The organism is Candidatus Binatia bacterium, from assembly GCA_026415395.1.
Taxonomy (GTDB): domain Bacteria; phylum Desulfobacterota; class Binatia; order HRBIN30; family HRBIN30; genus HRBIN30.
In genome coordinates, this window is record JAOAHD010000007.1 from 1,148,117 (window position 1) to 1,169,573 (window position 21,457).

The following is a 21,457-nucleotide window of genomic DNA, read 5'->3' on the forward strand; positions in this document are numbered from 1 at the left end:
CGTAGAGCGGCTCGGAGCAGATTTGCAGGCTCGCCCAGGCCTTGTGTGGCGCGCATCCAGGGAGGGAATCGCGGTGCAGCACGAGAATCGGTGGCTCGTTGCAGTTGTTCAGAGTGTCCTCGTTAGTCTGCTGCTTGTGGGTGGGGTGCAACCCCGTGCCTACGGGCAAGGCATTTCTGGGCTCTCCATCACCGATAATAGCGAGGCCGATCTCTTAGAGAACCCGCCGACCGCGCGGCAGCGACGCCATCAAGTAAGCACCCTAACGAGTTCCGCCACTGGGTTTAGTACGCGTTACGCCGCAGTCGTGGGGACCGATACGGAAACTACAGCACAGAGACAGGTTTCGCTGAACTCGGATTACACGTTGAATTTCACAGTTACCGCGCCGGGGGCGTATCACCTGAATGTTACGACGAGCCGTGTCGGTGCCTTTACGGTCGTGGATGAAGGGGGTGGCGCTGCGCACGCAGATGCCACGTCGATCAATGGGACACAAACTGGAGGTGTTGTCGTCAATGGATCGTTGAGTTTGCCGGACCCGGGTTTTTTGGAGAGTTTCACTGGAAGCGGCAATTTGCCGTTCAACGACAGCAGCACAGCGACGATTCGTGGGTTGAGCAACGGTGTTCCGCAACCTCATTCGATTCGCTTCGTGTGGAGTCAAAGTTGCGGAAGCGATAACGGTGCGGGCGGCGGGGACGAATGTGCGGTGCGTATGGGCATGGCGCTGACGTTTAGCGGCCAGACGGCCGGAACTTACCCGGGTGTGGGCAGCCGGGACATCAATAGCGATGGGCACTTCGTTACCGTGACCTTTACGTCGTTTTGCGGTGACGGTGCTGTCCAGCCGGAAGTGGGCGAGGATTGCGATCAGGGCAGTGCCAATGGTACCTCGGGATCGTGTTGCACGGCAAACTGCACCTTCAAGTCGGTGGGAACGATTTGCCGTACCTCTACGGGTCCGTGTGACCCGGCTGAAACCTGCACGGGCAGCAGCGCCGTTTGCCCGTCTGACGGCCTGGCTGCGCCCGGAACAATCTGCCGCGCGGCGGCGGGTGCCTGCGACGTGGCGGAAACTTGCAGCGGTACGAGCGCCACTTGCCCGGCAGATGCAAAATCAACGGGTGTATGCCGGGCCGCTGCCGGTCCGTGTGATGTGGCGGAAACCTGCGATGGCATAAGCGACCACTGCCCAACTGATGCCTTCCAGCCGGCAACGGTGGTTTGTCGCCCCGCGACTGGAACCTGCGACGTTGCCGAGAACTGCACGGGTACGGCGGCGAATTGCCCCGAGGATAATTTTGCCCCGGATGAAACTCCGTGCAGCGACGGAAACGCCTGTACGACCGGGGACGCGTGCTTCGGCGGCGTCTGCCAAGGCGGTGATCCGCTCGTGTGCGATGCCTGCCAGACTTGCAATCCGGCGTCAGGCTGTGTGGGAGCACCGTGTACGTCGACCCCAACCCCGAGCTATACCCTGACCCCAACGGCGACTCCCACGGGCACGTGGACGCCGCTTCCGTCGCTGACACCAACGGCGACCTCGACGCGGACCCCAACTCCGACGCGGACGCCCACTCGCACCCGAACGGCAACTCCGTCCCCGAGTCCGACGCCGACACCTACCTTGCCGTGTGCATTGCAAGCGCCGGTCAATCCTTGCATTGCTGGTGGTGGTAGCTCGGTGACGGACTGCGGTCTTGAGTGGCGCATTGAGCCGGTACCGGTACTGGACCGTAAAGGCCGGCCGAAGAACAAGGTTGTGTGTTATGAAGGTGATCCGCGGTGCGATACGGATCCCGACCTCAACAACCGTAGCTGCACCATCAGCCCGCGTGTTTGCATCAATAACACCGATCCGCGTTTCCCGGCCTGCTTTGCCACCTTTGGCCTGAGTTCCATCGAGGTCCTCAAGCCGCGTGCCACAAGCATCAAGCCTCTCGATGTGGCAAACCTCAACGCACTAGAGGCGGTGTTTGGTAGCGGCGGATGGGGGCTCTCGGTCATCCGTGCGAAGACTCCAACGCCGGGCTCGACCTACACGACACTGAACCAGTGCAGCGCGCCTGTCCCAATTGTCGTGCCTTTGAAAGTGACCTACTTGAGCGACGGCATCACGGTGAAGAGTGTGCGGCCAGGCCGGTACACGGTGCGGCTACGCGCCCGCGATCCTTTTGGCAAGGCAGAGCCAGACACCGTGAAATTCGAATGCCGCGTCAGTACATGCGGAAATGGGATCCAGGAGCCGTGGGAAACGTGCGATGATGGCAATCGTGCTGACGGGGACGGGTGTAACCGTGGTTGCCAGTTAGAAGCAACGCCTACACCGACGCCGACGAACACCGGGACCCCCACACGCACGGCAACGGATACACCGACGGAGACGCCGACGTTCACAGCGACCCCGACTGAAACTCCAACCGTTACTCCAACTCCGAGCTTTACGCTCCCGCCGGGTGCGCCGACGTACACGCCGACGAATACGCCGACACCTACGAATACGTTCACGCGTACGCCAACACGAACCCGAACACCCACGCGAACCCACACACCGACGGTGACTCAGACCCCAACGAATACCGCCACCCCGACGCCGACGCCGCTCACCCGTGTGTGCACGTTGCGACCGAACGCCACCAATGGTGCCGTGGTGAAGCTGCAAACGACCTCCGGTATCAACCTGAACTTGCTGCTGAGTGGTTACCAAACGTGGCAGTTCTCAGATCTTAATCCCGCCAACGGTGTTCGACTGATCACCATCCCAGCGGCTGGGTCTCACTACAATCCGATTAACTTGTTGGGATTGGCGAAGGTCTGTGTCCGTCCTGGCGGAGATGGTACCGGAATACTCGATTGCGACGGCGGTGAACCGAACTACGATTCCGTCGCTGTGCAGGATCACGACACGTCGCAACCACCCGGGCCGAACGGCGGCTTGCCGCAAGACCCAGAGTGCGACAATGTGTTCGTCAATCCCGGCGGGCTTGTTTCCCAGGCAAAGCCCTCGGATCAGTTCCCGCCAGCGTGCATCTCGCCAATCCAGGTGACACTGAGCGGCACTTACCCGGCAGGTGGAATGACACTGACCGAATCTCTCCTGCTGAGGATTTTGACCGATACCAGCGCTCCATGCCCCGCCGACTCTGATCCATTCGATCCGAATGCTGGAGACCTGTCGCTGACGGGCTTGGTGACCACCGGCGCGGTCAGCGCGACGGTGTATGACGCCGTTAACTCGAGCGGCACGGCGCTGACTCAGACGAACTTGAGCACTTCGGCGACCAACACGCCGTTCGGCTGTACGAACATCCAGAACAACGTGCTGAACACCGGCCGGCTTGGCTTCGCCCTACCGTTCGCAGAAATTGTCCTGCCAGGATTCCCGACCATGGACGCGGTGGGCACGGTGCACTTGGCTTGTCAGTGACGAGGGAACGAGGTCCCCAGGGACAGGTCACTCTGGGGACCTCGCCACGCTCATGGTGCTCAGTTGCAAAGGGGGTGCGCCATGGTGCACCTGTAAGATGTGCTGTTCCGGGTGCGGTTACTGCCGGCACGAGCTCGCGGCTGTGTGGTGCGTGGAGTGCTGCGCCTCGTTGCCCTGAGCGTTGCCGGTTGCACGGGTTCTCGGCAGACGGATATGCCTCCTCTGCCGACACCCACATCTGTGGCGCACCCATCGCCCTGGCTCCGAACCGTATCTCCGATAAAAGTCAGCCTCACTCCGATACCGGCTGCCGTCACACCAACGCAAACTCCGACTGTCATCCGTACGCCGCTACCCTGGGCTACGGTTGTGCCCTCGGTCACTCACAACGCACCGAGTCCTTCGGTGACCTACTCGTCCTCGGCCACACCCTCGCCATCGCTACAGCAGCCTTCTTCGACCCCCTCGCAAACGTTCGGCCCGGCAAGTCCTACTCCGGAGCTCAGGCCGTTGCAGGTTTATGAGGCGTTCGTGGGTTATCCGATCCAGGTCGCTGTCGGGACGAGCGACGCCCCAGGCTGGGCAGTTTCGTACGAGGTTCTCACGGGACCGTTGGGCATCGCTGTCGCACCGAACGGGCCGCAGCCCCGGGTACTGTGGACACCGCAGGCGGCCGAGGTCGGGCCGCAATTTGTCCGAATTCGAGCTGCGGAGCGCTGCCCTCCGTTTCGGTCCGTGCTGACGAACTTAGTCTTTACCGTGCGGGAAGCCACGTCGTGCGAGCTGGTTCGCTGCGAGCCTTTAGTCGGCTGTTCCGCTGCGTTGAAGGAATTAGGCACGCCTTGCTGTGAGGGAAGTGTAGAACCGGTGCGTGTACCGCTGGCTCGTCTCCCGTGCCCTCAAGGGCTTGGGATCTGGGTCGGGCGGAACCTCAACGAAGGCTTCGGGCGGGTGCAGAATTGCGATCAATTTCGAGTGATCAATTTCGGTCAGATTGGCGCAACCGTGCGGCTTAATCTGGCTGTGCGGTGCTTGGATGTGAGCGAGCCGCTCTCGCTGTCGGTGAGTATGCGGACTGCAGAACGGCAATTGTTTCATGCTCCCCGCGTTATCGTGCGGCTGCAGCCTAATGACGATGGAGTTGCGGTTCGGCACGCGCTCGGCTTCCCTGTTCAAGGCCCAGGGCCATTTTTTGAATTCGAGGGTGCCGAGGCAGACCTGTTCGTTCGTGCGGAGGACGCTCAGGGGCAGGCGGTTGAGACTCGGTTGCGGCTGCGGCTGACGTTCGAAGATATTCCCGACATTGCCGATTTGGTGCCTGTGGACCCGCCGTGGCGCTTGTCGGGGGGAGGCGCGGAGAACGCATCGCAGAAATGAAGCATGGACAGCGATTGTGGGTTCTGCGCTGTTTTCGTTCCTGCGGCGGTGTGGTAGGGTGTAGGGAGTGATGTCGGTGGAGAGAGGTGAGGGAATCGTGGCGAACAGAGCACTTCCGCTGTTGTTTCTTCTGGCGGTGATCTTCGGACTGTTGTTCGTTACTGGGGAATGTCGTGCGTGTACCGGAGACTGCGACGGGAACGGCATAGTGACGGTCGACGAGGTATTGCGCGGGGTCAATGCAGCTTTGGAACCATCGGCCAGTGCCCTGGATCGATGCCCTTCGTTCGACCGTAACCTCGATGGCGCGGTCACCATCGATGAAATCTTGCGTTCGGTGGCCATCGCCTTAGCGGCTTGTCCGCCGGCTACGATTCACACCGTGGCTGGCAACGGTACGGCGGGATACGACGGCGATGGCAAGGACCCGCTCTCCACAGCCTTTTACCTGCCGCAGGACGTAACCGTGGGGCCGGATCGGCTGCTGTACCTTGTCGATTGGAACAATCACCGCATCCGGCGCATCCGCAATGGAGTGGTGGAGACGGTTGCTGGGAGCGGTGAGCTGGGTGACGCTGAAGATGGCGACGCTCTTTACGTGCAGTTCAACCATCCCACGAATGTAGCCTTTGACCACCAGGGTCGGATGTTGATTGCGGCTTGGCACAATTCACTCGTCAAGCGGTTGGATTTTAGCACTGGGCGCGTAGAGAATGTTGCTGGCACCGGGGCGCGTGCGTTTGGTGGTGACGGAGGGCCCGCCAACAGTGCGATGCTGGATTTACCGAGCTCGGTGGCGTGTGACAGCAAAGGGAACATCGTCGTATCGGACCAGGCGAACTACCGTATTCGGTTGATCGACCCGGAGGGGATCATTCGCACCATTTGTGGCACATCGACTCCGGGCTACGGCGGTGATGGGGGGCCGGCAATTTTTGCGCAGCTCAGAGCGCCCAAGGGCCAGGCTGCGCCGCCCGCGGGTCGCGTCGCCATCGACGCGTCGGATCAAATTTACATAGCGGACACAGGGAATCACGTGATCCGTTTGATCGACGTTAATGGGATCATCCACACGATCGCCGGTACGGGAGAGCCGGGGTATTCGGGCGACGGAGGACCGGCCACTCAAGCCCAGCTCAATACTCCAAGCGATGTGGCCGTAGGTCGCGACGGGTCCGTCTACATCGCGGACACGATGAATTCCGTGATCCGGCGAATCAGGCCGGACGGCATCATTGAAACCGTGGCCGGTAGTGGCGTGCAGGGTTTTGCCGGGGATGGCGGGCCAGCAGCGAATGCGCAGCTGGATCGTCCGTACGGCGTCGAGGTGGCTTCCAATGGGCATGTGTTCGTGGCGGACACCCACAATCACAGATTCCGCGTGATCGGCGACGTGGCGGACGCATTGGCGCCGCCACCGACTCCCACGCCCACGCCGGTCATCTTGCCGTGCTCAAACGACGTTGGCTCGATTTGCACTTACGCTGGGAATGGCGGAATGGGCCTTTCCCCCGACGGCACGCACCGGTTAGCAGCGACGCTGTACTGGCCCTTCGACATCGCGTTCCTGCCTAACGGCCGCAAGGTATTTCTCGATTGGAACAATCATTTGGTGCGTGAGATTTTGCCCGACGACACCGTCCGAACCGTGGTTGGTTCAGATTTCGTTGGGGACGGCCCAGATGACCTCAGCGATCTCACCGCCGAAGGCGCTGATCCGCGGACGGTGGCCTTGAATCACCCGACGGATGTGGAGATGTTCCCTAACGGCGATTTGCTCTTCCACGCTTGGCATAACCACAAGCTGCGCGTGGTGGATCATGTTACAGGGCGCGTTCGGGTCCTTTCCGGCCGTGATGCAGGATTCGCTGGAGATGGCGGGCCGGCGAAAGACGCTCGTTTGAACCAACCGCCCCACGGAGTGTTCGACTCACAAGGAAACTACTTCTTTATCGACCAGCGGAACCAGAGGATTCGAGTAATTTACCGCTTCAGGGACGAGCGCGAGAACGGAATCATCGACACGGTGCTCGGCAATGGGACGAGCGGTTTCGCTGATGGACTTCTCAGCGAGGCGTTGGTGAGCTTCCCAACTGGGCCTAACCCGGAACCTTCAGGTGGCATCACGATTGACCAATTCGGGTCGCTCTATTTTGCCGACACCCTAAACCACCGGATCCGCCGCATCCAATTTTGCAGCAGTGACTTTAAGTGCGGCGTCGTGACAACCATCGCGGGTACGGGTGTCCCTGGCTATAGCGGTGATGGTGGCATCGCGACTGCCGCGCAACTGAATTACCCGCAGGATATCGAGATTGGCCCCGACGGGAACTTGTATGTGGCGGACACGAACAACCACGTCGTCCGCATGATCGACCTCGCGACCGGAGTTATACAAACCGTGGCTGGCAATGGCACCCGGGGGTACAGCGGTGATGGTGGCCCCGCCTTGGCTGCACAGTTCAATCGGCCCTTCGGTATTGCATTCGACGAAAACGGTGACCTGTACGTGAGCGATACGTTCAACGGGCGGATCCGCAAAATCAAGCGCTGATGTTCATGGGGCGCCAGAAGCTGAAGGTGCGTGGCACTCGGGCTCAACTGTCCCGGGTGCCGCTGGCTGTTTTGTTCGTTGTAGCCATTGTCTTCGTGGCCCGGGGCAGTTGGGCCTGTGTGGGGGATTGCAACCGCGATGGCAGTGTGACGATCGAAGAAATCCTCACGGGCGTGAACATTGCTCTCGGAGCGGCCGACCCTGCGCGCTGCGCTTCGATGGATCGTGATGGTGATGCCACGGTTACTGTGGATGAGATCATCGGCGCGGTGAACAACGCGTTGTCGGGTTGCCCGCTCGAGAGCATCATCCCCCCGAACTACGCGCAAACGTTTATCGAGGTTCGGGACTGCCGGCTCAGCACAGAGCACGAGGGCTACTATATCCGCGTGCTCACCGATGCAGCTGGGGCGCAACTGTACCGCGAGAATGCACCTTCGTTGCCGGTCGGCACTGTTGTGGTGAAGGAAGAGTACAACCGGCCCGATTGCCGTGCCGACTCGCTCGTGCGTTGGAGCGCGATGCGCAAGGAGCTGGACGGCTTCGAACCCACAGGGAGCAACTGGCATTGGCAACGCGTTTTGCGCGATGGCACGATCGTGGCGGACGGCAAAGAGACCTGCATCGGATGCCACGTTCGACCTGCATGTTCAACGCGGGATTTCATGTGCACGGAGGCTGGCCCTCCGAAAGGCACGATGTCGTTTGTCATCCGTAGTCTCCCAGCGGCGTTGACCTCAATTACCGGAAGTTCGGTGGAAGATGTTTATGTCGTCGGTGCTGATCCTCCGAACGACTCCTTTGGGCCGTACGTCTTGCATTATGATGGGCAGCGATGGCGCCGACTGAACACGGGGGCGCAGGGAGACTTGTGGTGGATTAGTGTCGAGCCGATTGACGGCGCTTACTATCTCGTTGGTGAAGGGGGCCTAGTCCTGCGGTACGACTTGAATGCAAAGCAGTTTACGCGGCTGGTGACGCCAGCGAGCGCGACGCTCTTTGGTGTTTGGGGCACGAGTGCGGCGAACATCTTCGTTGTGGGCGGGGATCCCAACGACGAAACCGGTGGTGGGGTTCTGTGGCACTTTGACGGTGTCGTGTGGTCGGCTGTCGACCTTTCTGGAGTGCTGCCGACCGGTGTTCCCACGCTCTACAAAGTGTGGGGCCGAAGTGCAGACGATGTGTACGCTGTGGGGCAGAGCGGTACGGTTCTGCACTTCGATGGGGAGCAGTGGACTCGGGTGCAGGCCAATTCCCGGAGACCGCTGTTCACGGTGCACGGGAACGGGAATCTAGTTGTCGCTTCGGGCGGCTTTGCCGAGGGGGTACTGCTCGAGTTCGAAGGGCAGATGTTTGTTGACCGCGCAATGCCGGGGACACCGCAAATGAACGGGGTCTTTGTGCGCGGCTCGCTAGCAGCAGCGGTTGGGGTTGGTGCCTCTCTCTCCTTGCGATCGCCAACGGGTTGGGACATCGTCGACACGAAGCTTAACACATCGCGAGATTTCCATGCTGTTTGGATCGATCCTGAGGGTGGCCTTTGGGCAGTTGGCGGGGATCTCAGCGTCGCTTTGAGCGCTGGCATGGTGGCCTACAGTGGCTCACGAACGATTGGGTCGGACGTGCTGGACATCTCACCGTGTCCTGCCCCGGAAGATCCGCCGCCACCCGATGCCACCGTCAGCTTTTCCCAGGACATTCTTCCGATTTTGCAAAATCGAGGGTGTCAGAGCCCAGCGTGCCATGGCGGGCCGTTCCCGTCGTCTGGTTATGACTTGCGGACTTACGCGGGCATGTTCGGGCCGGGTGTGTGGGCGCGCTCGCTAAACGGATGTGAAATCGTGCCGGGTAACCCCGATGCGAGTCTCCTGCTCGAGAAGCTGGGCCCGACTCCGCGCTTTGGGCAGCGCATGCCTCTCGGGCGCGAGCCGCTGTCAGCCGACGAGATGGAGATTCTGCGCCGCTGGATTCTCGAGGGGGCGCGGAGCGACTTCACGCCGCCGGCCGAGCCCTCCCCGACACCGAGTTCATCTCCCTCGCCAACGCCGAGCCCAGGGATGACGGAGAATTGCGACACCGCCGGAGTCATTTGTACCACGATGGGCACGGGTAAGGCGTTGTTCGACGGCGATGGGAAGCCGGCCCTCGAAACGTCGCTCTATTTCCCCTGGAGTGTTGCGTTTGACGCGCAGGGAAGGCCGCTGGTGGTCGACGCGAACAACTTGCGCCTTCGCCGGCTCGAAGCAGATGGAACGGTCACGACCGTAATGGGCACGGGAATCGAGGCGTTTCCTGTGGATGGCACGCCGGCGGTCGAAACGCCACTTCACCACGCTAGCGAGGTGCAGCTGGACAACGAAGGTCGGTGGCTCATTGCGGGAAACCACGTACCGGCCGTTTTCCGCGTTAATCAAGACGGGCGCGTATATCGCGTCGCTGGTCAGGAGGAGGTCGGGAACGATGGCGATGGCCAAGCTGCTTTGAGCGCCAAGTTGACCACGCCCTTTGGTGTTTGCCCTTCACAGCGCGGGGGATTTTACATCGCGGACATCGACGCACATGTCATTCGATATGTGGACGCAGCAGGTGTGATCCACACGGTGGCCGGCAGTGGTGTGGCCGGGTACGCGGGAGACGGAGGCCCTGCTACGCAAGCGCGGCTGAACGGCCCTGCGCGGGTGCGCGAGGACCGGGAAGGGAATCTGTACTTCGTGGAAGTCCGGAATCACGTCGTTCGTCGCGTCGACAGGAATGGGACGATTTCAACTGTGGCTGGGTTGGGTGCCCGCGGATACAGTGGGGACGGCGGCCCGGCGCTGCAGGCACGCCTCGACAGTCCTTATGACCTCCTCGTGTTGCCTGACGGCGGGTTACTGATCGTGGACACGGGAAACAGTGCGATTCGCTGGATCGATCAGAGTGGTACTATTCGCACTGTGGTAGGGGGGCGGTCGGTTGGCTTCGGGGGCGATGGTCGCGACGCGCGTAGCGCTTCCTTGAGCCGACCGGTGGGTGCGGGATTGGCGCCAGATGGTTCCTTGTGGATCGCCGATACCTTCAACAACCGAGTGCGCCGAGTGGCAGACTTTGTGACGTGGATTCACTCATGGTGACAGCGACCCCCCACTCTGGGCGGTGTCGCAATGGATGGCGTCCTGCACGTACGCAGCTCCGGCCACACATTCCGTGAGCCGTGCAGCCCGGTTCAGGAGTTCGCTCGTCGTGGTCCCGTAGATGGCGGTGACGGATTCGTCCGTGCAGTGACGACGAATCACGTTTGCAAGCTTCTGTTGCTGGAGAGAAATCCGAGCCCGCGCTCGAGTGATCAGTGTGCGCCCTTTGGCTCCCCCGCCCTTGAGTGCCACGCGGTTGAATAACTCCTCCCAGATCATTGTGCCACTGCGCAATAGTCGTACCACGGCACCACTCACAGACCGTGTGCAGTCGCCAGTGGGTGAGGGCTCGTCGGTCGGCTCGAAAACGAAGCTGAGGTCCCGATTCACCGTTGTGCACATGTTGGCGATATCGGATTGGGCTTCGATGGTGCCGAGAAATCCGAGCTGCACCGCGGCACGGTCCGAGCAGAACCTGTCGATGAGGTTCAGGGCGACCCGCAAAATCGCCTCGCGCTGGCTTTCAAGATCGGTGGCCGAACAGGAGGTGTCCTGTCCGATCGTGCAGCGGAAGCGTGCTTGCGCTGAGCGGGCTGCGCACAGTGCTGCCGCTCGGCCAATGGCTTTTTGGCACGGAATCGCGAAGCGAGGGAAATTACCCCAAAAAAGAAACGGGAGCCGCCCACCGTGAGCATGGGCGACGGAGCGAGGGAGTTGAGCGAGGATCACGAGCACGACTAAGAGGCGCAGCAGCGCGGTCACGCGATCTCGTGTAAGTCTGGGCAGCGGTAAACTCAACACATGTGCGCGTGACAGATGGCAGCACAGGGTTTCAAGTGGGTGCAGGATGGGAGGTATTTGTTGAGCGTGAATGGTAATCGAATTTCTCGTTCCGTCTTCGTCTCGGCTCTCCTCGCCCCCTGGCGCATTTTGCGAGAGGGCAGGCGCCGCCTCACAGCCTACGAGTGGCGGGTGGTGGCGGTTTTGGGAACAGCAAACTTTGTCGACAGTTACGACATTGCCATCCTGGGATTGGCGCTTCCACAGATTCAGGAGGGTTTGGGAATCGCTGAAGACGAAGTCGGGGGCGTGACCGCAGCGATTCGCCTGGGAGTGCTGCCGGCGTTGCTCTTCACCTGGCTGGCCGACGCATTTGGTCGCCGCCGCCTCTTGCTGTTGACGATTTTAGGTTTCACCTTGGCTACCTTTATCACCGCGTTTGCGGCGAATGCGACTCAATTTACCGGTTTCCAGTTCGTTGCCCGAATGTTCATCGTCGCGGAAGGAATGCTGGCGGTTGTGGTGATCGCGGAGGAGGTGCGCGCGCGGTACCGAGGGTGGGGTATTGGTGTTCTGTCGGCTTTCGGTGCCTTCGGCCATGGTCTCGCTTCGGTGGTCTTCGCGTTGGTCGAGGTCCTCCCTTACGGATGGCGGGCGCTGTATGCGTTAGGAGCCCTGCCCCTCTTGTTACTGGCGTGGTTCCGCCGCTCCCTCCGTGAAACGCGACGCTTTTTGACACACCGGGAACAGGTGCGCGCGGAAAGTGCGTGGCGGCAAGGATTCCTACCGGTCAAACATCTCGTGCGCATGTATCCCGGACGGCTTGTGGCGCTTTGCGCGGCATTGTTGCCCGTGGCTTTCACATTGGATGCAGCGCTGATTTTCGTTTCGAAAACGCTGCAGGAGACACACGGGTATGCGCCCGCTCAAGTGACCTTGCTTTTCCTCACTGTGGGGATCGCGGCACCGGTCGGCAATTTAGTTGCCGGATGGTTAGGAGATCGGTTCGGACGCAAACGGATCCTCCTCGTGGCCCTGCTCAGCAATGTGGTGGGCCTGCTGAGCTTTTACAACCTCAGTGGACCGTGGGTCCCTCTAGCCTTTGGCGTCATGCTGTTGTCCCTGCAGATCGTCTCGCCGCTTTTTGCAGCGTTGGGCGCCGAGTTGTTCCCCACCTCGTACCGCTCAACCGCCTCAGGCGTGAGACAAGTCGTTACGACGATCGGAGGAGCTATTGGCCTTTGGGTAGAGGGCTACTTGTACAGCTACTTTGGCTCCCACACGGCGGCGATCAGTACCTTGGTTTTGGCGCTTCCGATCGCGCCGGTGATCGTGTGGCTGTACTTACCGGAAACGGCAAATCGCGAGCTCGAGGACGTGTCGCCCGAACGTTGAGGAGCGCCTCGCCTTGTTGGGTACGGCGCTCAAACACGAAAACACGAACGCCGCTCTGCGCTTACTTCGCGCGGGAGACGTATTCTCCGGTCTCGGTATCTACGCGGATGACGTCTCCCACCGAGATAAAGCCGGGCACTTGGACGGTTGCCCCTGTTTCCACCACGGCTGGTTTCAGGACGTTCGTCACCGTGGCTCCTTTGAGGGCGGGCTCGGTTTCCGTGACACGGAGGTCCACGGTTTTCGGCAGGGTCACTCCGATCGGCTGGCCCTCATAGAACTCGACCTGGACCCGCAAATTCGGCGTAATGAACTGCACCGCATCGCCCAGCGCCTCGGCGTCCAGCGCTATTTGCTCAAAGGTTTCCGTGTTCATGAAATGATAGAGACCGTCGGACTCGTACAGGAATTCCATCTCGTGCTGCTCTAACGTGACACGTTCGACCCGGTCCTCCGATCGGAAGCGGTTTTCGATCTGAACGCCGGAGCGCAGGTTCCTCATCCGAGTCTGCACCATGCCACGCCAGTTCCCAGGGGTAACGTGTACCACATTAGAGACCCGGTACAGGTCGTTTTGGTGTTTGATGATCATTCCGGCTCGTAGTTGGGTTGCTGGGATCAAAGGCATACGAAAAAGCTCCGCGATCAAAAAAAGTTGCCGGCTCAGATGAACCGGCTGGATCTGGTCGCTAGCATGGAGTGAACGCCGTCGCAACCAACAAGACGGGTAGGCAACCTGCGATCCAAAGGAGGAGCGACGAGGGAGCGATGGAGTACTTTGTCGATGTGAAGAAAGCAGCTGCGTTCCTTCCAGATAAGATGTGCAAAACCAATTTGTTCGACAGCCCGCGGATGTTTTGCGACGTCTACGGTTTTGAGCCTGGGCAGTCCCAGAAGATGCACGTGCATGACGGCTCGGACAAGGTTTACTACGTCGTCGAGGGGTCTGGGGTATTTCAGGTGGGAGAGGAGGAGCGCTTGGTCGCAAGAGGAAGCGCCGTATTTGCGCCCGCCGGAGCTGGGCACGCGGTGCGGAACGCCGGTGACGGGCGCTTGGTTGTTCTGGTATTCATGGCCCCAAAACCATAGGAAAGCTGACAGTAGGCGGGTCCACCGCTTGATTCTCTTTCGGCATTTGGGAAATGTTGACTTGTAAGGGCGACGATTAGGCTCCGAATTCGGCTTAAAAAAGGAGAAGCTTGAGATGAGTTCGAGAGACCAACTTCGGGTGCAAGCTTTAGAGGCGCATGCTTCTCGGATTGAGCGGTATCAACGTGGCGAGCTGAGCGACGACGAGTTCCGGCCAATCCGGCTCAGTTACGGGTTGTACTATCAGCTCGATCACACGAGCCACATGCAACGAATCAAGTTGCCCGCGGGTGTGCTCAGTGTGCAGCAAGCGGAAGCAATTGCGGATATCGCCGAAGATTACGCTCGCGGAGTCATGCATGTGACCACGCGGCAAGACATTCAGCTTCACTGGGTTGCCCTGGAACACGTCATGCCCATGTACCGCCGATTGCACGAAGTTGGCATCAGTACGCGCGGGGCCTGCTCAGACAGCGTCCGGAACATCACAGGGTGCTTCCACTCGGGTCTGCTGAAGGATGAGCCTTTTGACGTGATTCCGTACGTTTTTGCTCTCAACGAGTATTTTTTGTTCCACCCATTGAACATAACCCTGCCCCGGAAGTTCAAGATTTCCTTCTCCAGTTGCGCCTATGACTGTGTGCAAGGCCCTGTGAACGACATTGCCTTTTACCCTCGCCTGCAGGACGGCAAGCGTGGTTTTTCGGTACTTGCCGGTGGTGGCCTCGGGGCACAGCCTTTTCTCGCCAAGCGGGTTGCCGAATTCATCCCGGCGGAAGACATGCTGGCGATCGCCGAGGCGATCGTGCGTGTGCAACACCGGCTGGGGGAGCGCAAGAACCGAAAGAAAGCGCGGATGAAGTACGTCGTGCAGCGGCTTGGCGTGGAAAACTTCCGCCGCGAAATTGAAGGGACTTATGCTCAGGTCCAGCGTGAATGTGGCGAGCAACTCCGTGCTGAATTGGCGGAGTTGTTGGCTCTGTACCCGGAGCATCGGCCCCGTCACCGCCCGGCAGAGTTACCGGTGCCTGCAAACGGTGAATTTGCTCGCTGGATGCGCACCAACGTGTTCGCGCAGAAGCAGTCGGGTTATTTCGGTCTCACCGTCCAGCTTCCCCTGGGAGACTTGACAAGCGAGCAAATGAGGAAGCTCGCAACTTTGGCGAGAGAGCATGGGGCGGGAGAGTTGCGGGCCTCCAATGACCAGAACCTGTTTCTCCCCTGGATCCCGGGAGATCGAGTAGAGGAAGTATGGCGTGCTTTGGTTGACATGGACCTCGGCGCTCCCGATGCGCTCCACATTACGGACGTGGTCTCGTGCCCGGGTGCCGATTACTGCAGCCTGGCCGTTAGCCGCTCGATGGGCATGGCAGAAGTTCTTCGCCAGGAGTTGGCGAAGGCTGGTTCGCTGATCGAGGAACTGGGCGTCTTTCGGATCCGCATCAGCGGTTGCCCCAATGCCTGTGGCCAACATCATGTAGGGGACATAGGCTTGACCGGTATGTCTTTGCAGGAAGCTGACGGCATGCACCGACCGTACTATTCCCTTTTGGTCGGAGCGCGGCTCGGAGAAGAGGGCGCCGCGGTGGGAAAACGCGTGTCCGGCCGATTCCCTGCGCCAGAGGTACCCAATGTGGTACGGGCTATCGCCGAGCTTTACCGCCGAGAGAAACAACCCAGCGAGGCCTTTGCGGACTTCGTTGTGCGCGTAGGTATTGAGAGGATTAACGAAGCCGCGCGTTCGGCCGCGCCGGATGTACGCTGACGATGGTGGACGAAGAACAGCGCGAGTCTTCAGCTCTGCGGGGGAAGTTCTACCGCGGGCGTATTGTTAAATTGCGCCCTGGTTACCGTGCAGGGGTGGTTGAGGCTGTAGCGAGCGGCCGACGCATACCCTTTGAGTGGCCGCTCGTTCGGGTGATCGGAGCGGAAAAATTTGAAGACCTGGAGCTCGGGATGGAAGTCGGTTTCGACATGGGTTGGACTTCAAAAGGACTTCGAGTCTCCGTGATCAAGGTCTTTCGTGACTCAGAGCACGACGGGACCCCGGAGGAGCCCTTCTTCGAAGGGGACGACAGGAAAAGAACGGACAACCCACCTAGGAGGCTTGGTTAGCCGCGGTGCAAGCGCGGGGCCCTGCCCTTAGTGCGCGGTGGCGCTTATGCTCGCACTGCCAGCAGGCACTTGTGTGTGACGTCCGGCGAGCCTGCGGGCATGAAGGAACCCGGCGAGGGCCGACAGTGCGCCGATCGCACAGAGAATGCGTCCGCCCGATTCGACGACACGGTAAAATTGTAACTTCTGCTCTAAAGCACTCATGCGACCCGCGGACACTCGGAACGGCTTCAACAAGGACAGGTTGGTGCGGGCAGTGAGCTGCTCGAAACCCTCTGGCGGCGTGATCAGCACTTGGCTTTCCGCAGTGCGCAGCAAGCGCCGGTGGTCGGCAACCTTGTTCTGGCCAATCACCCAGTTGCCGGCGCCCAAGAGCAGGAGGGCAACACCTACCCAAAACGTGGTACTGCGCAGCAAAAACACGTGCAGCGCCTAGCAGCGCAGCGTCGGCCGTCGCAAGCGGGCGGCCAGATCGGTATGCCGGCCTGTTTCGTTGCCCGAAGGGTGCCAGTAGAGTACAAAAGTCCATCAACCAATGAATGTCGACAAGCTCGTTGACCAAATGCTTAGCGGGGACCGCCGGGCGCTCGCACGCTTGATGACCTTGGTCGAGAATGGTCACCCGGCGACGAATGAAATTTTAAGTCGTATCCAGGGGCGCTGCGGTCAGGCTCACGTGGTTGGCTTCACGGGGCCCCCAGGAGCCGGAAAATCCACGCTTGTGGATCGCTTTACCGGGGTGCTGCGAAGACACGGGTATTCCGTGGGCATCGTTGCCGTCGACCCTTCGAGCCCCTTTTCTGGAGGTGCTGTGCTCGGTGATCGGATCCGGATGCAGGCCCACTACTTGGACGAATCTGTTTTCATTCGCAGCATGAGTACGCGCGGAAGCCACGGCGGGTTGGCCAGCACAACCCGACAGATTGTTGAGCTCCTCGATGCTTTCGGAAAGAATTTCATTTTGATCGAAACTGTTGGGGTAGGGCAGACTGAGCTCGATGTGATGCGGATTGCCGATACGACAGTGGTGGTTCTCGTGCCGGAGGCGGGGGACACGATCCAGACGATGAAGGCGGGGTTGTTGGAAATTGCCGACATCTTCGTGGTGAACAAGGCAGACCGCGAAGGGGCGCAGCGCATCAAGACAGAGTTGGAAGCGATGCTCCAACTGCGTCCAACGAACGGTTGGGCCGTGCCCGTGTTGCTCACGCGGGCCGTAACTGGGGAAGGGGTCGACGAGCTTTTTCAGAAAGTGGCCGAGCACTGCGCATGGCGGGAACACTCTGGAGTAAAGGCTCGCTCGAATGCAGCCCTGCGGCAGGAGGAGTTCTTGAGGGCTCTTCGGGAGGAGATTGGCCGTCGTCTTGCCGCCGCCGCTGAGCGCGGCGTGTTTACGGAGGTGTTCGACGCTCTTCGCGAAGGGACATTGGATCCTTACCGAGCAGCCCTAGAAGTTGTTCAAAAGCGAAATGTCCTGGTTGAAGCACTTGGCGGGTAAAGCGACGAAAGCAAATGGCGCAGGGCCGGGTTTTCGTAATTGGTGACATTCACGGGTGCCCGGACGAGTTGGACGTTCTGCTCGGTGCGCTCGCCCCGCGTGACGAAGATACAGTCGTGTGCTTGGGGGACTACATCGACCGCGGTCCGGATCCGAAAGGGGTCGTGGAGCGGCTCTTACTGCTTGAGCAGTCTGGTTGCCGCTGCGTGTTCCTCAAGGGCAATCATGAGGACATGTTCTTGGACTTCATGGGCCAACAGGGACACTTCGGAGATGCGTTCCTCTACAACGGGGGCGAAACGACGCTCGAGAGCTACGGACTCGCGGGGCTCCGGGGCGAGAGACTTTGGGCAGCCCTCCCGGAAGAGCACCGTGCGTTCTTTAGGAAGCTTGTGCTCAAGTTCCAGTGGGGTACCTTCCTCTTTGTCCATGCCGGGCTTGACCCGCGGCGACCCTTAGAGTCGCAAGACGAGGAAGATTTGCTCTGGATCCGTCACGAATGGATCCAGGCTCGCCACTCCTTCGGAGTGACGGTGGTCTTTGGCCACACGCCAATGCGACGGCCGTTTCTGCATTGGCCATATAAAATCGGTATAGACACGGGGCTCGTTTACGGGAATGCCCTGACGTGCCTCACGATTCCGGACCTGTCCTTCATCCAAGTTCGCCGTGAGCAGCGGTGCGTAACGGCCTGGGAGCCCCCACGTGATTGGCTGAACGGTAGTTGAGCTGCCCTCTGCCCCGCAGTCGGCTGGGATAGCACCTGCGGTCGAGTTTGCTCAGCCAATCGCCGCTTTCAGGTCAGAATTGGCAACTGGGTCCGAGGCCACGGTAAATCTCCTTGCGCTGGTGCGCCGCCGCCGTTTGAGCAGCACGATTTGTCCCCCGTGTTTCCTTTGCCGCAGCCAGCTTTCCTCCACCCGCGCCGCGTAACGACGAACTGGCATGGGCAGCAGGGCATCGGGTTGCCGGAAAACGCATCGGCGAACGTAGTCCGCATCTAATCCCAACGCTTCGCAGATGACTTGGAAGGCAAACGGGCGGTCCCGCTCAGCCGATTGAAACCAGGCATACTCCCGAAGCAACTGCCGCCGCTTTAGAAGCGAAAGCTGCCCCGCGCGCGCTTCTTCGGCCTGTAACGACCTGGTCAGGCGCACCGCATCGACAAGAACAGCAAGCATTAGGCGCCGCTCCCCGTCGCTGGGTAGAGCATCGAGAAAGTCCAAACCGATCCCCCTTCGCCTCGGCATATCTCCCTCCGCAAGGAGTAGTATGAAGTGAGAAGGCAGTCGGAGAAATTGGGGAAAGTAGGGATTTTGTTGACCGAAATTGGTGACCGGTGCTCAGTGCTTGAAGGCCTGTTTCAGTGACTGCCAACCGGCCCACAGCCAACTTGCCCAGGGGCGGTCGACAATCTCCTTCCGTCGCGAACGCGAGGCTTGCCCTCTTTGCCTTGAAGAGTTTTGCCACAGGGACGAGGAAGCCTGGTGCGACCGTGAGCGTTCCCAAGAGGCGACCACACTGTGTGACTCTCGGACCATATGAGAGATGGCCGGGAGGAGGGACTCATCGATCGAATTTTTGGAGAGGAATACATTCGCTCCGGATAGCAATGCGCGCTGTGCATACGCGGCATCGTCGCAAAGTGACAGGATAATCAAAACCGGCTTGGGACAGGTGCTTCGGATGGCCCTCGCCGCGTGCACCCCGCCGAGGCATGGTAAGGCAGAATCCAAGATGACAACGTCCGGGCAGAGGCGCTCTGCTTCCGCAACCGCGGTCGGCCCATCGGACACTTCAGCGACCACCTCGAAGGTTGCCGCTGATTCCAGCAGCCGCCGGATCTGCTTACGCATTAGGAGATGGTCATCTGCGAGGAGGACGCGAATCGGTCGACTGAGTGGGGACGGACGTGACATTGTTTCTCTCAAAAGTGTTTTTCACCGATTGGCACGAAGCAAGAGGCAGATTCTCCTCGACAGGCGCGAGGTTTTCCGCTGAGTACAGCTCCGGCCTCGCTGAAGCTCCGTAAATCAACCCAGACCGATTACTGAACCAGCCCCTTGCGAATCGCAAAGCGAACAACCGCTGCCGTGTTGTGCAAATCGAGCTTCTCCATGATGTGCTTGCGGTGGCTCTCGACGGTGCTGACGCTTAGATGCAAGAGCTGCGCAATTTCCTTGCTGCTCTTTCCCTCGGCCACGAGTTGGAGGACTTCTCGCTCTCGATCAGACAGCAGCGAAAGCTCGTCGTCTATTTCGTCCCCTGGTGCGGCTAGAAAGCCGTCTAAAACGACTTTGGAGACCGTCGGGCTAAAATAGGAACCGCCACCATAGACAGCGAGCACCGCTTTCAAGAGGTCCTGGTCTTCGTCATCCTTGAGTAGGTAGGCCTTCGCCCCGGCTTGCAAAGCGCGGCGAACGTAGGCTGGGTCCCCGTACATCGACAAAATCAGCACGGCTGTGGCCGGCGAGGCACTCCGTAACTGGTGAGTGAGCTCGATTCCATTGAGACCAGGAAGCCCAACGTCGACCACTGCGACATCCGGTTTGATACGCTGGGCTAAAGTCAGGGCATCTCTGCCATTGTTGGCCTCGCCTACCACCCGTACGCGCGGATCATCCTCCAGCAGGCGACGGATCCCCTTCCGCACGACGGTATGATCTTCAACCAGTAGCACGGTAATGTGTTTTGGCTCCTTTGCCACGAATTCCCTCCCCCTTGGAGCCGATTGGCAGTTCGAGCAACACTTCTGTTCCTTGTCCTGGCTGCGACGTTATCAGTAAGCGACCCCCATAAAGTTCGGCTCGTTCCCGCATGCCGGCAATCCCTAGACCAAGGCCAGGCCTCGATCTGTCCTCCCCTTCGGTCACGAATCCCTTACCGTTGTCCCGGATGCGTAGCCGGACACGGCCCTCCTCCTCATCGAGAGCAATCGTAACGTGGGTCGCCCGGGCATGGCGAGCGACGTTGGTGAGTGCCTCCTGCAAAGTTCGATACAGGGTAAGCTCCGCTTCCCGCCCGAGTGCCGGCTCTTGAGCGGGCAAATGCAAGTCGATGTGGACTCCACTGCGCTCCGCAAAACGCTCGGCATACGACTCGAGCGCCGCCATCAGACCGAGGTCATCAAGCGCCGCGGGACGAAGGACTTGCGAAAGGTTCCGTACGTTCTCCAACATTGCAGCTAGCTGTTGCCGGACTTCGCGAACTTGCTGCCGGAGGTCCGAAGCGGCGGGAAGTTGTCTCTCGATCCGCCCCAAGTCCAATCGAGCAGCGGTCAGCGCCTGCCCAAAGTCGTCATGCAACTCGCGCGAGACGGCCTGCATGGTGTCCTCGCTAATCTCGACCAAGCGTTGAGACAACTGGCGAAGCCGGTCACGGTCTTTCAGGAGTTGGCCATACAGGGAGCGTTGTTCCTCCAAAGCAGCCGCCAGCCTGCGCTCACGGTCTGATAGCTCGCGGAAAAATCTGAGTGCCCCGTAGCATCCGATCAAGAACAAGAACACGCCAAAGAAGAAGGTAAGTTGTTGCCGCGTTCTCTCCGGAACTAAGTGAATCGCGGAGCTTGGCCCGAGGCCGGCGTAACTCGTGACGGAAAATGCTGCCAGCAGGGCTACGGTGGTGAAAAAGGCCCGCTTTCCGGTCTGCACGCTATAGATAAGGCCGTAGTTTCCGATCTTGAGCACGAAGACCGGGAGGATTGGGCTATAGATTCCCCCAGACCAATGCGCGGCTGCTGCCATCGGGGCCAGGTTTCCGATCAGATCCAGCCAAGCCAGCGCCGGCGTCATGGCTCGTTTTCGCTGGGGGATAACCAGGATCAAGTTCACGAGGAAGTATACGGCGAACAAAAACCGACTTAGAACTAACTGCTGGATGGCATCGGCATAGAAGAACTCGAGGATGCCCAAAACAATAAGACCTTCGATGGTGCGCGCGCCCAGCATATGGTAGGCGCGGTCGTGCACCCGCTCTGTGCACAGAACCCACGCTCCGTTGCGCGTTTCAGGCGTTGCCGCCGATGTAACCACGGCCCGTGACCTCACCCGTGACGACCCTTGTGCTACTGGTCCAAGATACTCTGAATGCGCCAGAAGAGAAAGCGA

16 protein-coding genes are annotated in these 21,457 nt (G+C 60.0%); 10 read left to right on the plus strand and 6 right to left on the minus strand.

Translation table 11 applies throughout. The features are described 5' to 3' along the window. Positions 1 to 73 precede the first annotated feature (73 nt). The 4 genes from N3C12_09470 to N3C12_09485 all read left to right on the plus strand — a co-directional run bounded on the left by N3C12_09470 (position 74) and on the right by N3C12_09485 (position 10,474). The gene (locus N3C12_09470) at positions 74 to 3,430 is read left to right on the plus strand and encodes a DUF4215 domain-containing protein (protein MCX8072667.1); all 3,357 of its coding nucleotides are present in this window, start codon (positions 74 to 76) and stop codon (positions 3,428 to 3,430) included. 531 nt (positions 3,431 to 3,961) lie between these two features. Further along, on the plus strand, positions 3,962 to 4,807 hold the full coding sequence (locus N3C12_09475; protein ID MCX8072668.1) for a hypothetical protein: 846 nt from the start codon (positions 3,962 to 3,964) through the stop codon (positions 4,805 to 4,807). 97 nt (positions 4,808 to 4,904) lie between these two features. Continuing rightward, positions 4,905 to 7,361, plus strand: a complete 2,457-nt coding sequence (locus N3C12_09480; GenBank protein ID MCX8072669.1) for a hypothetical protein — start codon at positions 4,905 to 4,907, stop codon at positions 7,359 to 7,361. A 5-nt stretch (positions 7,362 to 7,366) separates the two neighbouring features. Then, on the plus strand, positions 7,367 to 10,474 hold the full coding sequence (locus N3C12_09485) for a hypothetical protein (GenBank protein ID MCX8072670.1): 3,108 nt from the start codon (positions 7,367 to 7,369) through the stop codon (positions 10,472 to 10,474). Here the strand turns inward: N3C12_09485 and N3C12_09490 are convergent. Continuing rightward, positions 10,466 to 11,236 (minus strand): hypothetical protein, encoded by a 771-nt coding sequence (locus tag N3C12_09490; GenBank protein ID MCX8072671.1) that lies wholly within the window; start codon positions 11,234 to 11,236, stop codon positions 10,466 to 10,468. The genes N3C12_09485 and N3C12_09490 overlap by 9 nt on opposite strands. 54 nt (positions 11,237 to 11,290) lie before the next feature. Between N3C12_09490 and N3C12_09495 the strand changes: the two genes are divergently transcribed. Beyond that, positions 11,291 to 12,649 carry an MFS transporter gene (locus N3C12_09495; GenBank protein MCX8072672.1) on the plus strand — a complete coding sequence of 453 codons (1,359 nt, stop codon included), beginning with the start codon at positions 11,291 to 11,293 and terminating at the stop codon, positions 12,647 to 12,649. A 61-nt stretch (positions 12,650 to 12,710) separates the two neighbouring features. On the opposite strand, the gene efp is transcribed toward N3C12_09495, so the two are convergent. Continuing rightward, the gene (gene efp, locus N3C12_09500; protein MCX8072673.1) at positions 12,711 to 13,277 is read right to left on the minus strand and encodes an elongation factor P; all 567 of its coding nucleotides are present in this window, start codon (positions 13,275 to 13,277) and stop codon (positions 12,711 to 12,713) included. A gap of 140 nt (positions 13,278 to 13,417) precedes the next feature. Between efp and N3C12_09505 the strand changes: the two genes are divergently transcribed. From N3C12_09505 to N3C12_09515, 3 genes are all read left to right on the plus strand, one after another. After that, positions 13,418 to 13,738: a cupin domain-containing protein gene (locus N3C12_09505; GenBank protein MCX8072674.1), complete on the plus strand. Its 321-nt coding sequence runs from the start codon at positions 13,418 to 13,420 to the stop codon at positions 13,736 to 13,738. A gap of 115 nt (positions 13,739 to 13,853) precedes the next feature. Then, positions 13,854 to 15,503 (plus strand): nitrite/sulfite reductase, encoded by a 1,650-nt coding sequence (locus N3C12_09510; GenBank protein MCX8072675.1) that lies wholly within the window; start codon positions 13,854 to 13,856, stop codon positions 15,501 to 15,503. 2 nt (positions 15,504 to 15,505) lie between these two features. Next, entirely contained in the window at positions 15,506 to 15,853 is a 348-nt protein-coding gene (locus tag N3C12_09515; GenBank protein MCX8072676.1) for a hypothetical protein, read from the plus strand. 27 nt (positions 15,854 to 15,880) lie between these two features. Here N3C12_09515 and N3C12_09520 read toward each other — a convergent pair whose 3' ends face one another. Then, the gene (locus N3C12_09520) at positions 15,881 to 16,276 is read right to left on the minus strand and encodes a hypothetical protein (protein MCX8072677.1); all 396 of its coding nucleotides are present in this window, start codon (positions 16,274 to 16,276) and stop codon (positions 15,881 to 15,883) included. Positions 16,277 to 16,388: 112 nt separating this feature from the next. Between N3C12_09520 and meaB the strand changes: the two genes are divergently transcribed. Both meaB and N3C12_09530 read left to right on the plus strand, forming a co-directional pair. Continuing rightward, positions 16,389 to 17,351, plus strand: a complete 963-nt coding sequence (gene meaB, locus N3C12_09525) for a methylmalonyl Co-A mutase-associated GTPase MeaB (GenBank protein ID MCX8072678.1) — start codon at positions 16,389 to 16,391, stop codon at positions 17,349 to 17,351. Positions 17,352 to 17,365: 14 nt separating this feature from the next. Next, positions 17,366 to 18,079 (plus strand): serine/threonine protein phosphatase, encoded by a 714-nt coding sequence (locus N3C12_09530; protein MCX8072679.1) that lies wholly within the window; start codon positions 17,366 to 17,368, stop codon positions 18,077 to 18,079. A gap of 51 nt (positions 18,080 to 18,130) precedes the next feature. Here the strand turns inward: N3C12_09530 and N3C12_09535 are convergent, their stop codons facing one another. The 3 genes from N3C12_09535 to N3C12_09545 form a co-directional block, all read right to left on the minus strand. Beyond that, positions 18,131 to 18,601: a hypothetical protein gene (locus N3C12_09535; GenBank protein MCX8072680.1), complete on the minus strand. Its 471-nt coding sequence runs from the start codon at positions 18,599 to 18,601 to the stop codon at positions 18,131 to 18,133. A 797-nt stretch (positions 18,602 to 19,398) separates the two neighbouring features. After that, positions 19,399 to 20,058, minus strand: a complete 660-nt coding sequence (locus N3C12_09540) for a response regulator transcription factor (GenBank protein ID MCX8072681.1) — start codon at positions 20,056 to 20,058, stop codon at positions 19,399 to 19,401. Next, entirely contained in the window at positions 20,018 to 21,397 is a 1,380-nt protein-coding gene (locus N3C12_09545) for a sensor histidine kinase (GenBank protein ID MCX8072682.1), read from the minus strand. The genes N3C12_09540 and N3C12_09545 overlap by 41 nt, the downstream gene beginning before the upstream one ends. Positions 21,398 to 21,457 lie beyond the last annotated feature (60 nt).

Coding starts and splice junctions, on each gene's coding strand:
- N3C12_09485 (MCX8072670.1), top strand. CDS start 7,367: ATGGGGCGCCAGAAGCTGAAGGTGCGTGGCACTCGGGCTCAACTGTCC.
- N3C12_09495 (MCX8072672.1), top strand. CDS start 11,291: ATGGCAGCACAGGGTTTCAAGTGGGTGCAGGATGGGAGGTATTTGTTG.
- efp (MCX8072673.1), bottom strand. CDS start 13,277: ATGCCTTTGATCCCAGCAACCCAACTACGAGCCGGAATGATCATCAAA.
- N3C12_09505 (MCX8072674.1), top strand. CDS start 13,418: ATGGAGTACTTTGTCGATGTGAAGAAAGCAGCTGCGTTCCTTCCAGAT.
- N3C12_09510 (MCX8072675.1), top strand. CDS start 13,854: ATGAGTTCGAGAGACCAACTTCGGGTGCAAGCTTTAGAGGCGCATGCT.
- N3C12_09515 (MCX8072676.1), top strand. CDS start 15,506: ATGGTGGACGAAGAACAGCGCGAGTCTTCAGCTCTGCGGGGGAAGTTC.
- meaB (MCX8072678.1), top strand. CDS start 16,389: ATGAATGTCGACAAGCTCGTTGACCAAATGCTTAGCGGGGACCGCCGG.
- N3C12_09530 (MCX8072679.1), top strand. CDS start 17,366: ATGGCGCAGGGCCGGGTTTTCGTAATTGGTGACATTCACGGGTGCCCG.
- N3C12_09535 (MCX8072680.1), bottom strand. CDS start 18,601: ATGCCGAGGCGAAGGGGGATCGGTTTGGACTTTCTCGATGCTCTACCC.